At 57.7% G+C, this 17,812-nt stretch carries 14 protein-coding genes and 1 riboswitch; of the genes, 7 read left to right on the forward strand and 7 right to left on the reverse strand.

The window, feature by feature from the left end; genetic code table 11:
- The first annotated feature begins 69 nt into the window (after positions 1-69).
- Complete coding sequence (locus tag ET524_RS10885) at positions 70-846, forward strand: hypothetical protein (protein ID WP_129425794.1); 777 nt, start codon at positions 70-72, stop codon at positions 844-846.
- A 728-nt stretch (positions 847-1,574) separates the two neighbouring features.
- Here ET524_RS10885 and ET524_RS10895 read toward each other — a convergent pair.
- The 4 genes from ET524_RS10895 to ET524_RS10910 all read right to left on the reverse strand — a co-directional run bounded on the left by ET524_RS10895 (position 1,575) and on the right by ET524_RS10910 (position 4,506).
- Entirely contained in the window at positions 1,575-2,411 is an 837-nt protein-coding gene (locus ET524_RS10895) for a GIY-YIG nuclease family protein (protein ID WP_129425796.1), read from the reverse strand.
- Between the two features lie 220 nt (positions 2,412-2,631).
- Complete coding sequence (locus ET524_RS10900; RefSeq protein WP_129425798.1) at positions 2,632-3,432, reverse strand: FxLYD domain-containing protein; 801 nt, start codon at positions 3,430-3,432, stop codon at positions 2,632-2,634.
- A 25-nt stretch (positions 3,433-3,457) separates the two neighbouring features.
- Positions 3,458-4,078 carry a hypothetical protein gene (locus ET524_RS10905; protein WP_129425800.1) on the reverse strand — a complete coding sequence of 207 codons (621 nt, stop codon included), beginning with the start codon at positions 4,076-4,078 and terminating at the stop codon, positions 3,458-3,460.
- Positions 4,079-4,299: 221 nt separating this feature from the next.
- Positions 4,300-4,506 (reverse strand): hypothetical protein, encoded by a 207-nt coding sequence (locus tag ET524_RS10910; protein ID WP_129425802.1) that lies wholly within the window; start codon positions 4,504-4,506, stop codon positions 4,300-4,302.
- A gap of 436 nt (positions 4,507-4,942) precedes the next feature.
- Here ET524_RS10910 and ET524_RS12075 point away from each other — a divergent pair, with 436 nt between their 5' ends.
- From ET524_RS12075 to ET524_RS10940, 6 genes are all read left to right on the forward strand, one after another.
- On the forward strand, positions 4,943-5,284 hold the full coding sequence (locus ET524_RS12075) for a serpin family protein (protein WP_201738792.1): 342 nt from the start codon (positions 4,943-4,945) through the stop codon (positions 5,282-5,284).
- A 38-nt stretch (positions 5,285-5,322) separates the two neighbouring features.
- The gene (locus ET524_RS10920) at positions 5,323-6,189 is read left to right on the forward strand and encodes a serpin family protein (RefSeq protein WP_129425804.1); all 867 of its coding nucleotides are present in this window, start codon (positions 5,323-5,325) and stop codon (positions 6,187-6,189) included.
- Positions 6,190-6,430: 241 nt separating this feature from the next.
- Entirely contained in the window at positions 6,431-6,736 is a 306-nt protein-coding gene (locus ET524_RS10925; protein ID WP_129425806.1) for a hypothetical protein, read from the forward strand.
- Positions 6,726-7,187: a PIN domain-containing protein gene (locus ET524_RS10930; RefSeq protein WP_129425808.1), complete on the forward strand. Its 462-nt coding sequence runs from the start codon at positions 6,726-6,728 to the stop codon at positions 7,185-7,187. Before ET524_RS10925 ends, ET524_RS10930 begins: the two co-directional genes overlap by 11 nt.
- Before the next feature lie 397 nt (positions 7,188-7,584).
- On the forward strand, positions 7,585-9,579 hold the full coding sequence (locus ET524_RS10935) for a DNA gyrase/topoisomerase IV subunit B (RefSeq protein ID WP_129425810.1): 1,995 nt from the start codon (positions 7,585-7,587) through the stop codon (positions 9,577-9,579).
- 84 nt (positions 9,580-9,663) lie between these two features.
- The gene (locus tag ET524_RS10940; RefSeq protein WP_129425812.1) at positions 9,664-11,910 is read left to right on the forward strand and encodes a DNA gyrase subunit A; all 2,247 of its coding nucleotides are present in this window, start codon (positions 9,664-9,666) and stop codon (positions 11,908-11,910) included.
- 15 nt (positions 11,911-11,925) lie between these two features.
- Here ET524_RS10940 and ET524_RS12200 read toward each other — a convergent pair whose 3' ends face one another.
- The 3 genes from ET524_RS12200 to ET524_RS10960 form a co-directional block, all read right to left on the reverse strand.
- The gene (locus tag ET524_RS12200) at positions 11,926-13,719 is read right to left on the reverse strand and encodes a GIY-YIG nuclease family protein (protein WP_408005796.1); all 1,794 of its coding nucleotides are present in this window, start codon (positions 13,717-13,719) and stop codon (positions 11,926-11,928) included.
- Between the two features lie 266 nt (positions 13,720-13,985).
- Positions 13,986-15,047: a cation diffusion facilitator family transporter gene (locus ET524_RS10955; protein ID WP_129425814.1), complete on the reverse strand. Its 1,062-nt coding sequence runs from the start codon at positions 15,045-15,047 to the stop codon at positions 13,986-13,988.
- A gap of 103 nt (positions 15,048-15,150) precedes the next feature.
- Positions 15,151-15,246, reverse strand: a riboswitch (NiCo riboswitch).
- 457 nt (positions 15,247-15,703) lie between these two features.
- The gene (locus ET524_RS10960) at positions 15,704-17,569 is read right to left on the reverse strand and encodes a LuxR C-terminal-related transcriptional regulator (RefSeq protein WP_161566705.1); all 1,866 of its coding nucleotides are present in this window, start codon (positions 17,567-17,569) and stop codon (positions 15,704-15,706) included.
- Positions 17,570-17,812 lie beyond the last annotated feature (243 nt).

Here is a 17,812-nt window from a genome sequence, read left to right on the forward strand (position 1 = left end):
TCCTACTGCATTCCCCTTATAGGGCGTTCTTTAGTTCTAGAATCTGATGTCATTCAAAGGAGGTAGATTTTGAGTGCAAACAGAACTGGAATTTGCCATATTTGCGGCGATGATGGGCCTCTCAGCTACGAGCATATTCCACCTCGTAGCATGGGCAATTCAAAGCCGGTAAAGTCTTATCGCGTTGCTGATATAGCTAAGAAACACGGCACTACTAACGTTCAATTCACTAGCGACATTCACTATCATCAGCACCAACGGGGTGTGGGATTCCAAACGATTTGTCGAAAATGCAACAGCTACCTCGGCAGACACTATGTCAAAGCCTACACAGGATGCATCAGCGAACTTGGCGCGTTGCTTCAAGAAGCAAAGAACGACAAGGACGGCAACGGAATCCACCTCGAAGCTCACAACATTCCGGTTTTAGCATTTACCAAACATGTGATCAGCAATTTTTGCAGCACCACGCAACCCGGGACAATGCTTGATTGCCGAGACTTCCTTCTGGATTGCGAAAACCGCAACCTACCCGACCGTTATCGACTCTTTATGTTTGCTGTCCCAGAGAACGGAACCTTCGTTTCTTCTGGATGGATACAACTTTTACTCAATGAAGAGGGCTTGAAGACGGCAAATCTGGCTTTTATAGCAACATATCCGGTTGGTTTCTACCTTTACGACGCGGAATCTTCCTCCGCGGAGCCCGATTCATCTAGATATGGATGCGAGATAACATCAATGGCAAAACAACCTTGGGGCGCCGAACCGAATTTCAGTATCGACCTGCCATACATGACGATCAGCAATTCCATCCCTGTGCCAATAAGTCAAAACCTCAAGTAAATGGCTATTTAGCTGCATGAGATCGACCTTCGAGACGTCGATCTCGCCAGACATGAGTTTGGGAAGCAGGACGTTCCTAAGGCTGATCAATTGCCGATTTTCAACCTTATTCAGTATCATCTGGTCAACTATGGGCTGCATCGATCTAGTCAGCCCATCGAGAACCAGCTGATTGGGAATTAGCACCTTCGAATCCGCCAGCGCGCTCCGCTTAATGTGCCCCATAGTTGTCGCTCGGTCTTTTGCCATAGCGATAAACTTACGAAGGTGATACTTGGTCCACATGTAATAAAACCAGCTCGGATAAGCTGCAGACGTGACTTTGAACAGATGTTGATTCAGGCCGGCATCTCCTCCAGCCCAAAAATCAAGCAGCAGCGTTCCTGACCACGAAAAGACAAGGTCACCGTCATGGACAAGGACGTCTTCATCAATATCGGACCGGCAACGCTCGGAGTCTGGTCCGCAGCAACCTTGTCCTAGCTCGCGTATCTTAAGAACAGGGAGGCCTGGATCGCCTGCCTTTGGCCGGAACTTCTGCATAGCGAGGCCATTCTTATAGTTAGCGATATCTAGCAGAGATGCTTCGTTCCAACCATCAGCATCTTCCAATAGCTTGCCGAACTTGGCGTCCAGCAACTCAGCTAAATAGCCATTTATCCGAGTGGCTACGATGTTCTTGCTTCTTGCTTCTTGCTTCTTGCTTAGCGACCGTTATGCGGTGAGACTTATCGTTCTTCCTTGTGCGTTCGATACACCTCGTCAAGCGTTTCGCCTCTGTCGTTTACCCATTCTATCCAGCCGTTTTGGCTTCCACCTAGTACGAATGCTGCTGCGGTGCTTGAGCTTCGGAAGGTGATGTCGTCTGTCAGTGTTGCGCGCCCGATTGTGCCGCCGAACAAATCCTCGCGAGCTTTGAGTGCGCCGTTGTTTTTGATGATGGGCTTATCTAGGGCAATTATGCTGCCAGCAAGCACGGTGAAGTGCCCCGTTTCCTTGCTGTAGCGCCCGTTTGCTCGAATGCCGTTTTTCTTGGTATGGAAAGTTTCGACTGAAGAGGGGCCAACTTCCAGACGGTCGAGGTCATAGCCGAGCACTTGCATACGCCACAATACACTTTCGTGCAATCGTTCGACCGACTGTTCTTTGTAGGGGCTTATTCGCGGATTCGGGCTTGCTGCGTTATCCGTTTCATAGCTGCCGTGCGTGCGCACGAAGTCGATGGCCTTGGCTTCAAGAGCGTCAAGGACGTCTCGATCGATATTGTTTTCGTTGTCCAGGAACATGACGGCGAGATTCCAGAATTCCTTCTTTGCCTTGTGGGCTTCAAGGCGTGCAAGTCCCTGGGTCGTTTGCCCAGCATATACGCGGCTGAGCACGCCGTGGTCTTCGTCAAGTAGATAGTAGACGCCCCTGTGTGGCAAGTCGGGAAGAGCTTTTGCTTGCGCAAGCTTCTCGCGTGGAACTACAACGGTAACCAACGATTCACCCTCGATGCGGCAGATGCGAATTCCGTCCGCTTCGCCGTCGATAAGCTGCATGGTTACGGTTTTGAGGTCTATCATTGAAGTTCCTTCGTGTGATGATTGGGCTAAAAGAATTATATAGTCGCAATCGTGTGCGACGGGCGTTCGTTGGGCTTTTATAGCCCGCATCCTTAGGGGCGTGGTTGCTGTTGTATGGTCGAGGCCATTTCGATGTGTTTGCGGCTGTGGCAGATAAAAAAGGAATCGCCAAAAGGCGATTCCTTGATTGAATAGAGGGCTATAGCAAGAACCCGTTGTCTTAATTACTTTCAGCAACTTGATAGTAGTCGGCTACCACTTTCACCGTTGCTGGGGGTTCTTGTACTGACGTGTAGCAATCGAGAACGATGGTCTCGCCGTTTAGCCAGTGGCTGGCGTACATTCCTGTTGTTTCGACTTTCACATTGCTTTCGTCGAACAGCTCGACCTTGAACGAGATGGTGTCGAAATCATATCCAGTATTGTTCGTCACCGTTGCTTTGCCAGTATAGGTCGAATACTGTTCGGTGAATTCTGGGACAATTGATGCTGCAAGCGATTCCACGGCGGCTTTTTCGTCATTCTCACGCGTGACTTTCTTGCCGTGGCTTACAAGATCGTTCAGGCTGTCTTGGTGCGAGCCTGATACGGTGAGTCCGTAATCGTCGACAAAAAGGCGAAGCAGTTCGGTTCGCTTGTCGTAGGCTTTTTGCCAATCTTGCGTACATTTATCCTTATCGGTTTCATAGAGCCCTGCGGCAGTGCGCTGGTCCTTCAGAGCGTTGATGTATGCAATCGCATTTTCTTGCAGTTTGCTGTCTTTGAATTGTGCTGTTTGATATTGCTCAACTTGAGATAGTTCGGCATCAACGATTTTCTCGTAGTACTCAACCGACTTTTCCGCGTTGGGCGACTGATTGACTAGCGTATCGCGAGCTTCGTAGCCTTTTGCAAGTGAGGCGATAAAGGCTTCGTCGGCATATTGAGGCTCGCTTTGATTTGGGCTTTGACTGGTGCAACCTGTCAGCAGGAGAGCGCACGCGATGATCGTGCATAGGGGGATAAGCACGTGCTTCTTCATGACCGCATCCATTTGACTACCTGCCTTAATTCGCTACAACAGCGTCTTTTTGTTCGCTGTCAAGCACATCGGGGTAGACGCTGCTGGAGAGTTCAGCTCCAGATTCGTCAACAATGCTGACGGTGCATTTGACGGGTTGGCCGGCAATTTGCTGGTACATGCAAGAAATGATTCCGGCTTGGAGAGGGGCGAAGGCTTCCCGCAGGCCAACTTGGCTGCTGCTGGTGGTTAGAGTTACGTTGGAAAATTGATCGTCGTACTGAATTGCGGTGATGGTTTGCCAGTTTTCGCTGTTGGGCATGCCGTCAAGCTGATTGGCGACGGTGTCGTGCATGCTATCCACTAAATCGTTGTACTTGTCGATGGACATGGTGACGGTGTACGACCCGTCTTCATTGGCGGTAATGTCCGAGTAGCCTTGCTCCTGCAATTTTGCCTGCACGTCTTCGGTTGCCTGGTCTTGAAAGTACATAGAGGGGAACGTCACCGTGCGAGTTGTTATGGTGGCTGCTTCCACGTTGCTGTTCTCGTCTTGCTCGCTTGTAACGTTGCCCGCGTTTTGGCTTGCGCAGCCCGCCATCGTCGCGCACAACGCACAAGCCACCGCTGCAGTTACAATGCCGGTACGTAATTGCTTCATTTTCATGCTGTTCCCACCTTCTCATGTGTGATTGATACTCTGAATGGTATCGATGTATCGATATTACCTGATGAGAAGCCCTACTGATGCGAAGGGTGCTACTTTGCGCTGTTGGCGGTGCCTAATCTGCTTGAGGTGGTTGTTTGTCGTCGGCGTCAATGAAATTGTTTGCGACTCGCTCTGTGGCATTCATCTCGAAGGGCATTTGGTTTGCGAGGTAACCGCCGTTAGTCCGGTAGTGCTATTATGCACGAGCGGCATAACTCGCCGTAGTCGTTCAGTCCGTTGCTCGTTTCGTTGATGCCGTGCGTCTGTATTTCGTTCGAAAGCGCGTCTTCGATGCGTGTCAACTCGGCATCGTCCAGGTTTTCGAGCGCCACGGGAAACCCTAATGTTCGCAGCAGGTTTTCCTGCGCTTCGGTAAGCGACTTCATTGCGGGTTGGTCTACCGCTCTTCGTTTTTCTTGCCATATGCTCGCACGTGGCGCAACAGCTTCAGGGCAAGCATTGTTGTAAGTGAAGCTATGACAGATATTGCGATTGTTTTCACGGGTTTATTCTCCTAGTTGATGCGTGCGTGCCGGCACTTCTCGAGTTTGCGCCTTTCGCGGCCTGTGCGAAATATCTGGAACGATACGAAGGCGATGATGAAGCCCCTGATGAAGTCTTCCACTGCTGCTCCTTATGCTGCGGGATGGTTGCTTGCCTGTGCTTTTCGCTTTGCTGTCTCTTGATATGCATCTCAGCTTAGCGGCTTTTCGCCTTGCAATCATTAGCCGACAGCTAATGCGTGGCGCTGGCTAGCGAGGGAAATCAACGGAAAAGGCCAGGCCGGATACGCGTTTGGCGATAGCGGAAAGTGGGGCGGTTATGCATAAGATGGGAACCGAATCGGGGCTTGATGCCTTCGCCGGGCGGATGCTTGCTGCCTTGTATGATGTCCGGGATGACGGGGGCAGCTTTGTTGCATCGCCGGCAAGTGCTTATGTGGCCCTTGAGGCGCTTGCGCGCGGCGCCGAGGGCGAAACGTTCGACGAGATTGATGCGACACTTGGCGGCGGCATGGCGCGCAAAGCTGCGCGTGACGCACTGTTTGGGGAGCAGGACGCCTATCAGCCAGACGATTACAGCTTTACGCTGGGCGTCTCAGTGTGGGCCGACCCTAGCAAAGCGCCTTTGCGTAGTCGTACGTTAAGTCGCTCAAAAGGCTGAATGCCGGTGCGCTCGCTGGCAAGCTGCGAAGCGGCGAAGTGCAATCGAAGATGGCGGACTGGATGGCCTGCAACACCGGCGGTAAGTTTGCCATCGCGCCCACTTTCGGGCCGGACGCGTCGCTTGTGCTGTTGAGTGTGCTGCATTTTAAGGACACATGGCTCGACCGTTTCGAGGAAGAAATCGAGCTGGAGTTCAACGCGCCCGGAGCGCCGCAAACCGTGCCCGCGATGGTGGGTCGGGGAAATTGCGGGTGGCTCATCGACGACGCGGATGGCATTGCGGTGCGATGGCCCATGATGTCGGGCGCGTCGGCCGTGTTCGCCATGCCGAGCGGCGCGGGCGAAATCGGTGGGTTTGTCAGCGGCGGAGCGGCGTGGCGGCTCATTGCTCACTGTCGCGACAAACAGGGCGCCGAACGCCCGGCGGGTGGGATCGACCTCATCGTTCCCGTGATTGATCTTGAGGCGGACGGCGTGAGTTTAGCCGAGTTGCTGAAGAGTATGGGCGTGCGCCGCGCGTTTTCGCCTGCAGCGCAGTTGACGGGCATGACGAAAGCGGATGCGAGAGTTGACTCGGTGGTGCAGAATGCGCAACTCAAGCTTGACCTTAACGGCGCGGAAGGCGTGGCGTTCACGTTTGTTGTGGCCGCTGCCGAAGCTGTTCCTGAGGAATGGCCGCCAGAGCCCGTGGAAGTGGTGTTCGGCCGCCCGTTCGCGTTCGCGCTGTTTAGCAGCACCGGCGCGCCTTTGTTCGTTGGCGTTTATGAGGGGACTGCGAGTGAGGATGTGCCGTATGGGCGCCGTCTTGCCAGCGCGTTGAGCGAATCGCGGAAGGACTTTGGGGAAGGCCGGTATTGCTCTAGCCGCGAAGATTTGCTAGCGGCTGCTGCGCAAAAACGGTAGCCCGTTCGTGTCCTGGTCGGAATTCTCTGGGCAATCGGTCGAGGGCACGGTGCGCATCGAATCATCCGGGCAGAAACGCAGTACGCCCCGACCTTCGAATTGGGACACGGGCGTTTCTATTTGCCAGAAGAGGACCAGAGGCTCCTGTTCGAAGACTGCCCTTGACGAGAACATATGTTCGATGATACTATTGGTTTTGTAAATATATCAAGTCTGATTGTGTCGGGAGATTGGGGCGCTGATGGACGTAAAAGAAGCGGTGCAGAAAGCAGCCGCGTATGTTGCGGAGATGGAATGCTTGTCTGGCGAAGGGGTAGAGGGCTCGCCCGTTGATGATGTGCTGCGAACTATTCGCTTTGCGGTCGAGGGAACAAAATTTGATATCGATAAGGGGCAATGGGTCATAGAGGTTGGGTTTGCTCGAAAATGGGACCAAGCAAGTGCGTCTCCGCTTGCGGGGCTTTCGGGTGCCCTAAAAGATAACCGAACGTTTAAAAATGTGCGAATCGACGACACAACTGGTAAGGTCGTCAGCTATGGCGGCTAGGATTGCCCTCGACGCGAATATTTTGTTGGTTCTTGCTTTCGGTTCTGTTGATGCGGGGCTCTTGGGAAAACGGCGTCGTGTTCGGGAATACTGTCCTGATGACTACAAGACAGCGTTGGATGTAGTTTCTGGATATCAGCAAATTGTCGTTACCCCAAATGTCGTCACTGAATGTTCCGATCTTCTTTCGGATGATGGTGATTTTCGCGAAAAGCAATGGCTTAAAGCTTTTCTCGAGCTCGACGAAAGGGCTTGCATCGAAGAATACGTGCCTAGCAAGGAAGCCGCATCGCTAGAGCAGTATCGCTATCTTGGAGTGGCGGATTGCTCCTTGTTGTCCCTCGTTGACGAAGATACCGTGTTGTTGACAGCGGATTCTAAGCTTTATTTGGCGGCGGCTGATTTGAGTCCTCGGTGCATGAACTTCAACCACATGAGGAATTTTCTGTAACTTGATTGCGACGGCATCACGCGAATTTCTGGTGTGCGGTTAGTTCGGTTGGAACCGAGTCGGATGGGGCCGAGCTAATGGGGTATTTGCGTGGTGCGGGTGAGCCTTCCTTGTGTGCGGCTTGCGGTCTGGGTTTGAGGCTGACGGGCTATGCCGGGTTTCGTCGGTTGGGGTGATCAGCGAACGTCTGTTTGGTAGTTTTGCTGTGAACATATTTCTGCGCGGCGAAACATCGTGTTAAAGTTTCACTCTTGGAAAACGGTCGCCGGCAATTCTGGCCCGGCGGCAACATCTTGCAGTGCGGCCTGCCTTGGCGCCGACGCGCTGCTGCGGGCAATAAACGGCAGCCGAAAGGGCGGCAAGCCGTACGGGAAACATCAGCATCGAAAGAGTGAGCATGGCAAAAAGCACGGCCAATTACGGCAACGACAGTATTCGGCAGTTGAAGGACGAGGAGCGCGTTCGTCTGCGCCCTGCGGTTATTTTCGGCTCCGACGGTTTGGACGGCTGCGCGCACGCCGCCTTCGAGATTCTGTCGAACTCGGTTGACGAGGCGCGCCAGGGTTATGGCAACCTTATCACGCTCACCGCTTTCGCCGACGGCTCCATCCAGGTGGAGGACAACGGTCGCGGCTGCCCGCTGGATTGGAACCCCACCGAAAAGCGCTTCAACTGGGAACTGGTGTTCTGCGAGCTGTACGCCGGCGGCAAATACAACAACAACGAAGGCGGCGACTACGACTTCTCGCTGGGCACGAACGGCTTGGGCTCGTGCGCCACGCAATACGCTTCCGAATACATGGACGTCACCGTGTGGCGCGACGGCAACAAGTATCAGCTGCACTTCAAGAAGGGCAAGGTCGTTGGCGCGAAGAAGAAGGCGCTGCAGGTTGAGCCCACGGACGAAACCCGCACGGGTACCACTATCAAATGGCGCCCTGACCTGGAAGTATTCACGTCCATCGATATTCCTGCCGAGTGGTATCGCGAAACGATGCGCCGCCAGGCGGTCGTGAACGCCAACGTCACGTTCCGCTTGCGTCTTGAGGGCTCGGAAGGATTCACTGAAGAGGAGTTCTGCTACCCGAAGGGCATCGAGGACTACGTGTTGGAAAAGGTGGGCGCTGACTACCTGACCGAGCCGTTCTTCATCCAAGCCGACCGCCGTGGCCGCGACCGCGACGACCTGCCCGATTACAACGTGAAGATCACCGCGTGCCTGTGCTTCTCGCGCACGTTCCAGATGCAGGAGTACTACCACAACTCGTCATGGCTGGAAAATGGCGGCTCGCCCGAAAAGGCGGCCCGCAGCGCGCTGACCAGCGCCATCGACTCGTACATCAAGTTGCAGGACAAGTACAACAAAAACGAATCGGCCATCAAATGGCAGGACGTGCAGGACTGCCTGGTGCTGGTGACGAACTGCTTCTCCACGCAAACGTCGTACGAGAACCAAACGAAGAAGGCCATCAACAACCGCTTCATCCAGCAGGCCATGACGGCGTTCTTCAAGGAGCGCCTGACCACGTACCTTATCGAGAACAAGGATGCGGCCAACAAAATCATGGAGCAGGTGCTCATCAACAAGCGTTCGCGCGAAAACGCCGAGAAAACGCGCCAGAGCATCAAGACGAACCTGCAGCAGAAAACCGACATGGCAAACCGCGTGCAGAAGTTCATCGATTGCCGCTCGAAGGACAAAGCGCGCCGCGAAATCTACATCGTAGAGGGCGATTCGGCTGCAGGCGCCATCCGCACGTCGCGCGATGCCGAGTTCCAAGGCGTTATGCCTGTTCGCGGTAAGATTCTCAACTGTCTGAAGGAGGATTACCCGCGCATCTTCAAGTCCGACATCATCATGGACCTGCTGCGCGTGCTCGGCTGCGGCGTCGAGGTCAAAGACAAGCGCATGAAGAACCTTGGCACGTTCGATCTGGACAACCTGAACTGGAGCAAGGTCATCATCTGCACCGACGCCGACGTTGACGGCTACCACATTCGCACGCTGATCCTCACCATGCTGTACCGCTTGGTGCCCACGCTTATCGATGAGGGCTACGTGTACATCGCCGAGTCGCCGCTGTACGAGATCAACTGCAAGGAGAAAACGTACTTTGCCTACACCGACCTGGAGAAGAACAACATCCTGAAGGAAATCGGCGACCAGAAATGCTCCATCAACCGGTCGAAGGGTCTTGGTGAAAACGACCCGGACATGATGTGGCTGACCACCATGAACCCCGAAACGCGCCGCCTTATCAAGGTGGAGCCCGAGGACATGGCCATTATGGAATCGATGTTCAACCTGCTTTTGGGCAACGACGACGAAGGTCGTAAGCGGCATATCGCCGAGCATGGCAAGGAATATCTCGACCAGCTTGACCTGCAGTAACGCGCTCGCGCGCTAAGCGCCATACGCAAATGAAGCACCCGGGTGGCCTGCGCGGCCGCCTCATATACGCATCAAGGGGAAACCGTGGCAAAGAAGAAAACGAAAACCGCACCGAAGAAAAAGCACGTCGACAATCCGAACGTCATCGGCCTGCACTCCGAGGTGGTGGCGCAGCCCATCACGCGCACGCTTGAAGTGAACTACATGCCCTACGCCATGAGCACGAACGTGTCGCGCGCGTTCCCGGAAATCGACGGGTTCAAGCCGTCGCACCGCAAGCTGCTGTACACCATGTACAAGATGGGCCTGCTCAACGGCGCACGCCAGAAAAGCGCGAATATCGTCGGTCAAACCATGAAGCTGAACCCCCACGGCGACGCCGCCATCTACGAAACCATGGTGCGTCTGGCCACGGGTAACGAAGCGTTGCTGGCGCCGTTCGTGGAATCGAAGGGCAACTTCGGCAAATACTATTCGGGCGACTTGAGCTACGCTGCCTCGCGTTATACCGAGGCAAAGCTTTCGCCTATCTGCGCCGAAATCTTCAGGGACATCGACAAAGACCCGGTGGATTTCGTGGACAGCTACGACGGCGCCATGAAAGAGCCGCGCCTGCTTCCCACCACGTTCCCCAACATCTTGGTGTCGGCGAACAAGGGCATCGGCGTTGCCATGGCGTCGGATATTTGCGGCTTCAACCTGAACGAAGTGTGCACGGCCACCATGTACTTCCTGGAAGACCCCGACTGTGACCTGCTGGAATACATGCCTGCGCCCGATTTCTCCACCGGCGGCGAAATTATCTACCGCCGCGAGGAAATGGAGCGCATCTACAACACGGGCACGGGCGGTTTCCAAATTCGCTCGCGCTGGCGCTACCTGCCCGACGAGCGAATCATCGAGGTGTACGAGATTCCCTACACCACGAAAACCGACATCGTCATCGAGCGCATCGTGAAGCTGTCGAAAGAGGGCAAAGTGCGCGAGATTGCCGATATCCGCGACGAAACGGACCTGTCAGGCCTGCGCATCGCCATCGACCTGAAGCGCGGCGTGGACCCCGAAATGCTAATGGCGAAGCTGTTCAAGTCCACCACGTTGCAAGATTCGTTCTCGTGCAACTTCAACGTGCTGGTGGACGGCTATCCGCGCGTCATGGGCGTGCGTCAAATCCTGCAGGAATGGGTGAACTGGCGCGTCGATTCCACGCGGCGCCGCATGAATTTCGACCTGGGGAAGAAAACCGACCGCCTGCACTTGCTGCACGGCTTGGAAGCCATCCTGCTTGACATCGACAAGGCCATCGCCATCATCCGCAACACGAAGCTGGAAGCCGACGTGGTGCCCAACCTTATGAAGGGCTTCGGCATCGACGAGGTGCAGGCCGAGTTCGTGGCTGAGATCAAGCTGCGCAACATCAACGAAGAGTACATCATGAAGCGCACGGCCGACATCGCCAACCTTGAGCGCGATATCGCCGAGCTGCGCGATACCCTTGCCAGCGAGAAGAAAATCAAGCAGGTCATTCATGACGAGCTGGCGCAGGTGAACAAGAAGTACGTCATGCCGCGCAAAACCGGTCTGGTGAACCCGTCCGAGGTAGTCGAGGTCAGCCTGGAACCCGAGGTGGAGGAGTACCCCGTCACCATGATGTTGTCGCGCGACGGCTATCTGAAGAAGATGACCGATCGCGTGCTGCGCAAGGCCACCACGCTGAAGTACAAAGATGGCGACGAGCCGTTCATCGAGTTCGAGTCGTTCAACACCCACGAGCTTTTGGTGTTCACGAACAAGTGCCAGGTGTACAAGTGCAAGGTGTCGTCGTTCGAGGACACGAAGTCGGCCCAGCTGGGGTCGTATCTGCCCACCGATTTGGACATGGATGCCGATGAAAGCGTCACGTGGGTTATCGACCCGGGCGACTATAAGACCGACGTGCTGTTCGCGTTCGAAAACGGCCGCGTGGCGCGCGTGGCGCTGTCGGGTTACGTTACGAAAACGAACCGTAAGCGCTTGAAGAACGCCATCTACGGCGGCAGCAAGCTGCTGTTTGCCACGGTTCTGACCGAAGAGCGCGACTTGGCGCTGGTGTCCAGCGATTACCGTCTGGTGAACTTCAACACATCGCTGCTGAAGACGAAGACCACGAACTCCACGCAGGGCGTGCAGGCGTTCACCGTTAAGGGCACCCGCACCGTTACCATGGTGGGCACGGCCGAGGAATTCCTGGGCGAGAAGGCGCCGCTTGACAAGTTCCGCGCCGCCAGCTTGCCTTCGTCGGGAGCGCCCATGAAGGAAACGGACATGAAAAGCCTGTTCGACGAGCTGTAAGGTGCTTTTGAGTTGCTAGCTTTCGAATGCTTCGTGTAGGATTGCGGCGAAGTCGGCGCCGGGCTTGGCGGCTTGTGCCAGCAGGGCGTCTTTTTGGTCGCGGGTGAGGCGCTTGAAGCGGTATTCAGCGCTCATGGCGTCGTGCTTCGTGGCGAATTGGGCAACGGCCAGCAAGTTGAGCGGCCCGCGGCCGCGCGTGTATTTTGCGCCGGTGCCTGCGCGATGCGCCGCCAAGCGCGCTTCAACGTCGGGCGTGTAGCCGGTGTACAGGCTGCCATCGGCGCATTCGAGCACGTACATGAAGTGCGGCTTTGCCGATTGCTCGGGTGTGGTATTCGGCGCAAGTTTGAGCTCTTTGCCCAGCTCAGTGGCTAGTTCTGGCAGAAGTTTCGCCATGGTGGCGTCGATGGTGCGCTTTTTCAGCTGGCATTCCCAGATCACGTGGACGCGCCAGCCCATGTCGGTCAGCTGGCGTAGGTTTTCTTCGTCGCGCTCGATGTTGCGAGCGAACTTCGCCTGCCAGTAGTCGGTGTTCATCTTCGGCGTGCTGGGGTTGCAGTGCGGGCAGCGGTGCCAGAAGCAGCCGCGTACCTCGATGGCCACGTGCTTGCCTGGCCAGGCGATATCGGGATGCCCCGGCACCTTCCATTGCAGGCGGTAGCCGCCCAGCCCGGCGGCGCGTAGGCGTTCGCGCACCACCAGCTCGGGTTTCGTGTTCGCGCGCTTGTTGCCCTGCATGCTTTTGTGCACCGACCAGCTAGACGCCGCTGGCGCCTCCACGCGCACCGTGGCGTATTGGACGCGCGGGCTGGCGGCTGTGCGCTTCTGCGCGCGCTCGTCGGCGCCGGGCGCGATGGGCACGCCGGCGGTGTCGTCGGCTGTTGCGCCGCGCGCTTCGCCGTTGGCGCTTTCGGCTGTGGAGTTGGTATTTTCGTTCGCGTAGTTGCCTTTGTTTGCAAGTTTACTTGCAATCGTAGGCTTGACTTCCGCTTTCGCGTTGGAGGGCTCGACTTCTGTTTTCGCGCTTTTCACCTGCACTTTCGCCGTGACGAAGCTGCGTTTGATGCCGCTTTGGGGAAGCGCTTCGCCCAGCGTGCCGTCGGCGGCTGCGGCCAGAAGCGGCGCAAGCTCGACGTGCCAGCGTTCGGTCAGCCGGTTGAGGCCCCATTGCGCGTTCGCGGGGCTTGTCGAGGGAAGCACGTGCGCCGCCAGCCCCACCTGCCATTGCAGGTAGCGCTTGTACAGGCGCCCGGCTGTGCCGCCGTTGCACACCACGGCGCCGATGTGCGCCGTTTCCAGCACGCGCTCGACCTGCGCCGGAACCACGTTTTTGATGCTGGCGTCGCTTGAGCCCTTGATGTCGCACGACTCGATGACGTCCCACAGCGCGATGCCGTGCGCCAACAGCAGCTGCTTCTTCGCTGCAATAGACTCGGCAAGCGAGGCGTGGTTGGCGGGGCCTTCGCCTTGCGCCGCTGTCTTGGTGGAACTTGCTTCGCCCCATTTCAGCGTAGCGGCCCGATGAATGCCGTTTACGCTGGTGGGGGGCAAGATCTGCTCGGTTGTCGTGTCGCGGTACGCAGACGCGCCGGCCGGTAAAGGCGTTGTCGCCATCGGCTCGCCCTCGTTTGGCGGAACGGGCTCGTCTAAGCAGGCGGCTATGACGCGCCAGAAGCGGTTTTGCGGGTTTCCGTAGTAGAACGCGTTTTTGCGCGACTGCACCGAGGGGAACGACCCGAGCACGAGGATGCGCGAGCGGTCGTCGAACACAGGCTCGAACCCGTGCGAGATATGTTGGTAATCGGACATGTGGCTAAGTATAGCGAAACGTGCCGAGGTGCTTTCGATAACCATTTTCGGGATGCTACATAAGCCGCTCAGCATGCCAGGCTCGGCGGGGGATAGGGGGAGGGTTCGCGTTAAATCACATACATGAGCCGGTTTTGAACGCAATAGGGTGAAAAAGTCCTTTACGTATGTGATTTAACGTCGCCTAGTCGCGCTAAGTCCCAAACTCGAGGCAATTTTTAACCGATTTCCGTTCGGAAAGTCGTCGAGTTTGGGACTTGTGCCGCCTACGCCGGGTTCTCGTGGATCATGATGTGCTTGACGGTGGGGAAGGTGCGCTCGACGGCATCGTGCGCGGCCTCGGCAATGGCGTGCGCGTCCACCAGGCGCAGCTGCCCGTCCACGGCGATTTCCGCGTCCACGTACACCTTGCTGCCGAACTTGCGCGTGCGCAGGTTGTCGATGCTCACCACGCCGGGCTGTGCCAGGATGCAGTCGCGCACCTCAAGCTCGAACGTGGGCGCGCACGGCGTGTCCGTGACCTTGTCCACGGCGTCGCGCAGCACCTCGTAGGCCACCTTGAAGATGATCAGGCAGATCACGGCCGAGGCCAGCGGGTCGCACACGCCCCAGCCAAGCATGGCGCCGCCGATGCCCACCAGCGCGCCGATCGACGACAGCGCGTCGGAGCGGTGGTGCCATGCGTCGGCCATGAACGCGTCGGAGTTCATCACGCGCGCCCAATGCCGCGTGTACCAGAACATGCCTTCCTTCACCACGATGCTGACGATGGCGGCCGAAAGCGCCAGCCAGCCCGGCGCCGCGGCGGTTTTGTACGCGCCGGTGACGATGGACTCCACGGAGGCGAACCCGATGCCCGCGCCCGTGGCGGCCAAGATGAGGCCAAGCGCCATGGACGCCAGGCATTCGAAGCGCTCGTGGCCGTAGGGGTGGCTTTCGTCGGCGGCGCGCTGCGATAGGCGCACGCCCACGAACGCGATGGCCGTGGCGGCCACGTCGGACAGCGAGTGCACGGCGTCGGAGACCATAGCGGCCGAGTTGCCGAAGATGCCCGCGAATAGCTTGAACGCCGACAGCGCGACGTTGCCCGTCACGCCCACGCCCGCCAACTTGTTCGCGATGCGCCGCTCGTCGGCAGGCGAGGGGGAGAACTCGACGGGTGCGGCCGGCTTGTGGGTATTGGGGTTGACAGGAGAGCTTTCTGCGCCGTTTGTGGGCGCGGGGTGCGGCGAGCTTGCGGCGGGCTTGCCTTCTGCGTCGGCGGTGTGCTGCACGGTCTTCGCCGTCGGGGAATCTTCGTTTATGTCGTTCTGTTTGATGGTGCTCATGGTCGGTCGTCTCCTGGTAGCCGGGTTCGTTACAGCTCTTGCTTAGCTGTGCCGGTTCCAGGGCGCTTACTATATAAAGAAAGCGCGCCCGCGGGAACCAGCTTACTGTCCCGCAGACGCGCGCGTGCGTTTCTGCTGCCTGTTTGTGCAGGCCCGGCTCCATGGCGGCGCGCGCCACGGCCTGATCAGATTGCGCTGTTGAGCTCGCGCCCTGCGGCGGTTCGGCGCCGGCCCTGCGGCCGTGCGCGCCCGCGCCACCAAGACGCAATGCAGTGCAAAGAGCACCCTCATAGTAAGGCTCGCGCCCTGGTATGTCACCGGTTACTTGCCAGTTGTGAAGGCTTTGCGACGCCCCGCCCGGCGCAGCTGTTGTGCAGGTGGTTGAACTTTGCCGCCAGGATGCTGGACTTTGCCCGTTCCTGTGAGGTGGCGGGATTTTGCTGCGGGGATGGATGGGTCCTGCTGCTAGATTTCGTAGAGCCGAGCGAAAGCTCGGTCCGCACAAAAGAGCGCGAAGCGCGACACAGAATTTTGCATCCATGCGGCTTCAAAATGGTGACGCGCCCTTCGGGCGCTGTCTGATTGGGGCGGAGCTCCGCCCCAACGAAATCTGGCAGCCAGTTGGTCGCCTTCGCCATCCTGGCGCTGGCTTGGCGCTACTTTTCCCGCTTCGCCAGTTCGGCGGACATGGCGTCGAGGTCGGCGGCTTGCATGAGGTCGATGAGCTGCTGCTGGGAGTGCACATCGAGCTTCGTATAAATATGGTAGGTATGCGTGTTCACCGTGCCTGCCGATATGAGCAGTTCTTCTTGGATGCGCGCGGCGGTGCGGCCGAGCGACAGCAGGTGGAACACGTCTACCTCACGCTTCGACAGGCCGTAGTAGGAGCCGATGATTCGGCAGCGTTCGAGCAGCGGTTTCTTGCGCTTCGTCGGTGCCGCGGCTGCAGGCGCGGCACCGTCCACGCGTCCTCGCTCTCTTTGCTGCGTACAGCTTTCTGCGTTACAACTTCGGCATCGTTGCAGGTCGTCGGGCACGCTTGCACGCAAGTTCCCATTCGCGTTGCCGCTTCTCGTCGCAACCCCAGCCGGCCCTGCAGCGCCCGCGCCGCCGGATACCCGCCCGGCTGTCGTGTCTCCCTTCACGACCTTCGCGTCGCCCGCAACGCCGCTTGTCACAGCTCCTGTTCTTATGTACCCGCCGGGGGACATGCCCATCTCAACGCCGCTCGCTGTCGCAGCTCCTATCCTCGCACTTCCGTCCGAAGTCGCTGCCATGTTGTTTTCCAGCAACGTCTGCGGGCTTTCGCCGTACAGCTCGGAGTCGTACAGATTCAGGTCGTTCTCGGTGAACACGTACAGGTAGGAGAATACGATGGCGCCGATGGCCAGGCCCGATGCCAGCACCAAAAACGAATGGCTCATGGCGAAGCTGCCGGAAAGCGCGCGGGACAGCAAGCTTCCCGCAATCACGCCGATGGCCAGCGTGGCTCCGCGGCCTATGCTGAACACCTGCACGAACGTGTACTGAAAGCGGTTGGCTGCGTCGCACAGCGTCACCCATACGACGATTTCGAACACCGTGTAGCCGATGGTGACCAGCAGGTAGGGTAGCGAGGTCCCCATGCCCAGCGACGGCGCCACCACGAACCCTAGCACGCACACCAAGATGACCGGCTTGTACAACAGTTTGATGGAGAATCGTTTTCCCAGCGTGATGACCAGGGTGAATAGCGCAACGGCCACCACCGCGCCTATGGCGAATAGCGTCGCGTAGCCCAGGTCGAACGCGTCGGCGCTGTGCACCGAATACGTATCGCGCATGAAGCCGGTGGCCACGCCCAGAATAAGCGCCGCAGTTATGAACTTTGCTACAAGTTTGCCGGGGATGCTCTCGCCCATGGGCTCAGGCTGGCGCTCCTCTGCCTGCGCGAGGGTGATGGAGCTCGCCGTTTTGATGCAGGCTTCGGCGGCGAAGGGCAGGGCGAACACGATGGGCGTGTAGAACGCCCCTGGCGTCAAGAACACCGCCATGGTGGCCGCCGCGGCGATGGCCGTTGCGATAAGCGTTTCCAGCGCGCACGTCCGCGTGTCGGTTGCGCGGTACGCCCGTCCCAGGTCAAGCAGGACCAGCGCCGAACCCAAACCTGTTCCCACGCCGGCGACGGCCACCGTCAGCTGCCCGGGTAAGGCCGCTCCCAGGCTCGGCAACGCAATCGGCGCGATTCCCGCTGCGCACAGCATGGGCCCGACGAGGAACCCTCCGCGCGCGTCGAGCAACGCAGTGACGCGCTGGTGAACCGCTCCGGCGCACAGCAGCGCGGCGGCGAGCGTGATCACCGACACGAGGTAGACCATTTCGCTCGTTTCCCAACGCTGCTCCGGCGCGATGCCGCGGAACAGCACCGAGCTGAAAAACAGCAGGCATATCCAGGTTCTGTTGCAAGCGTAGCCGGCGCAGCGCCAAACTGACGCCGCCCGCGTTTTCGTCATGCCGCTTGGCGCGGCTTCCCCGTTTCCCATTCGCATCCCCCTCTTGGTGCGTGGCGCCCATTGCGCGGCATCAACCTCCCCTTGGCCGCCGCAGCGCCTTTTCCAACATGGCCATTATGCCGTCAAACGGTCGTGAATTTCATCATAAACCCTTTATGATTTTGCGCTGACGTGGGGTTATTTCATAAAGCGTTCATGATGCGCCTGCCGTTTCCGCTCCGTATAGTCGGCCTCGTGAACGGCGATGGGGCGTTGGCCGGCAAGGTTGGCCCG

This window comes from Senegalimassilia faecalis (assembly GCF_004135645.1).
GTDB classification, from domain to species: domain Bacteria; phylum Actinomycetota; class Coriobacteriia; order Coriobacteriales; family Eggerthellaceae; genus Senegalimassilia; species Senegalimassilia faecalis.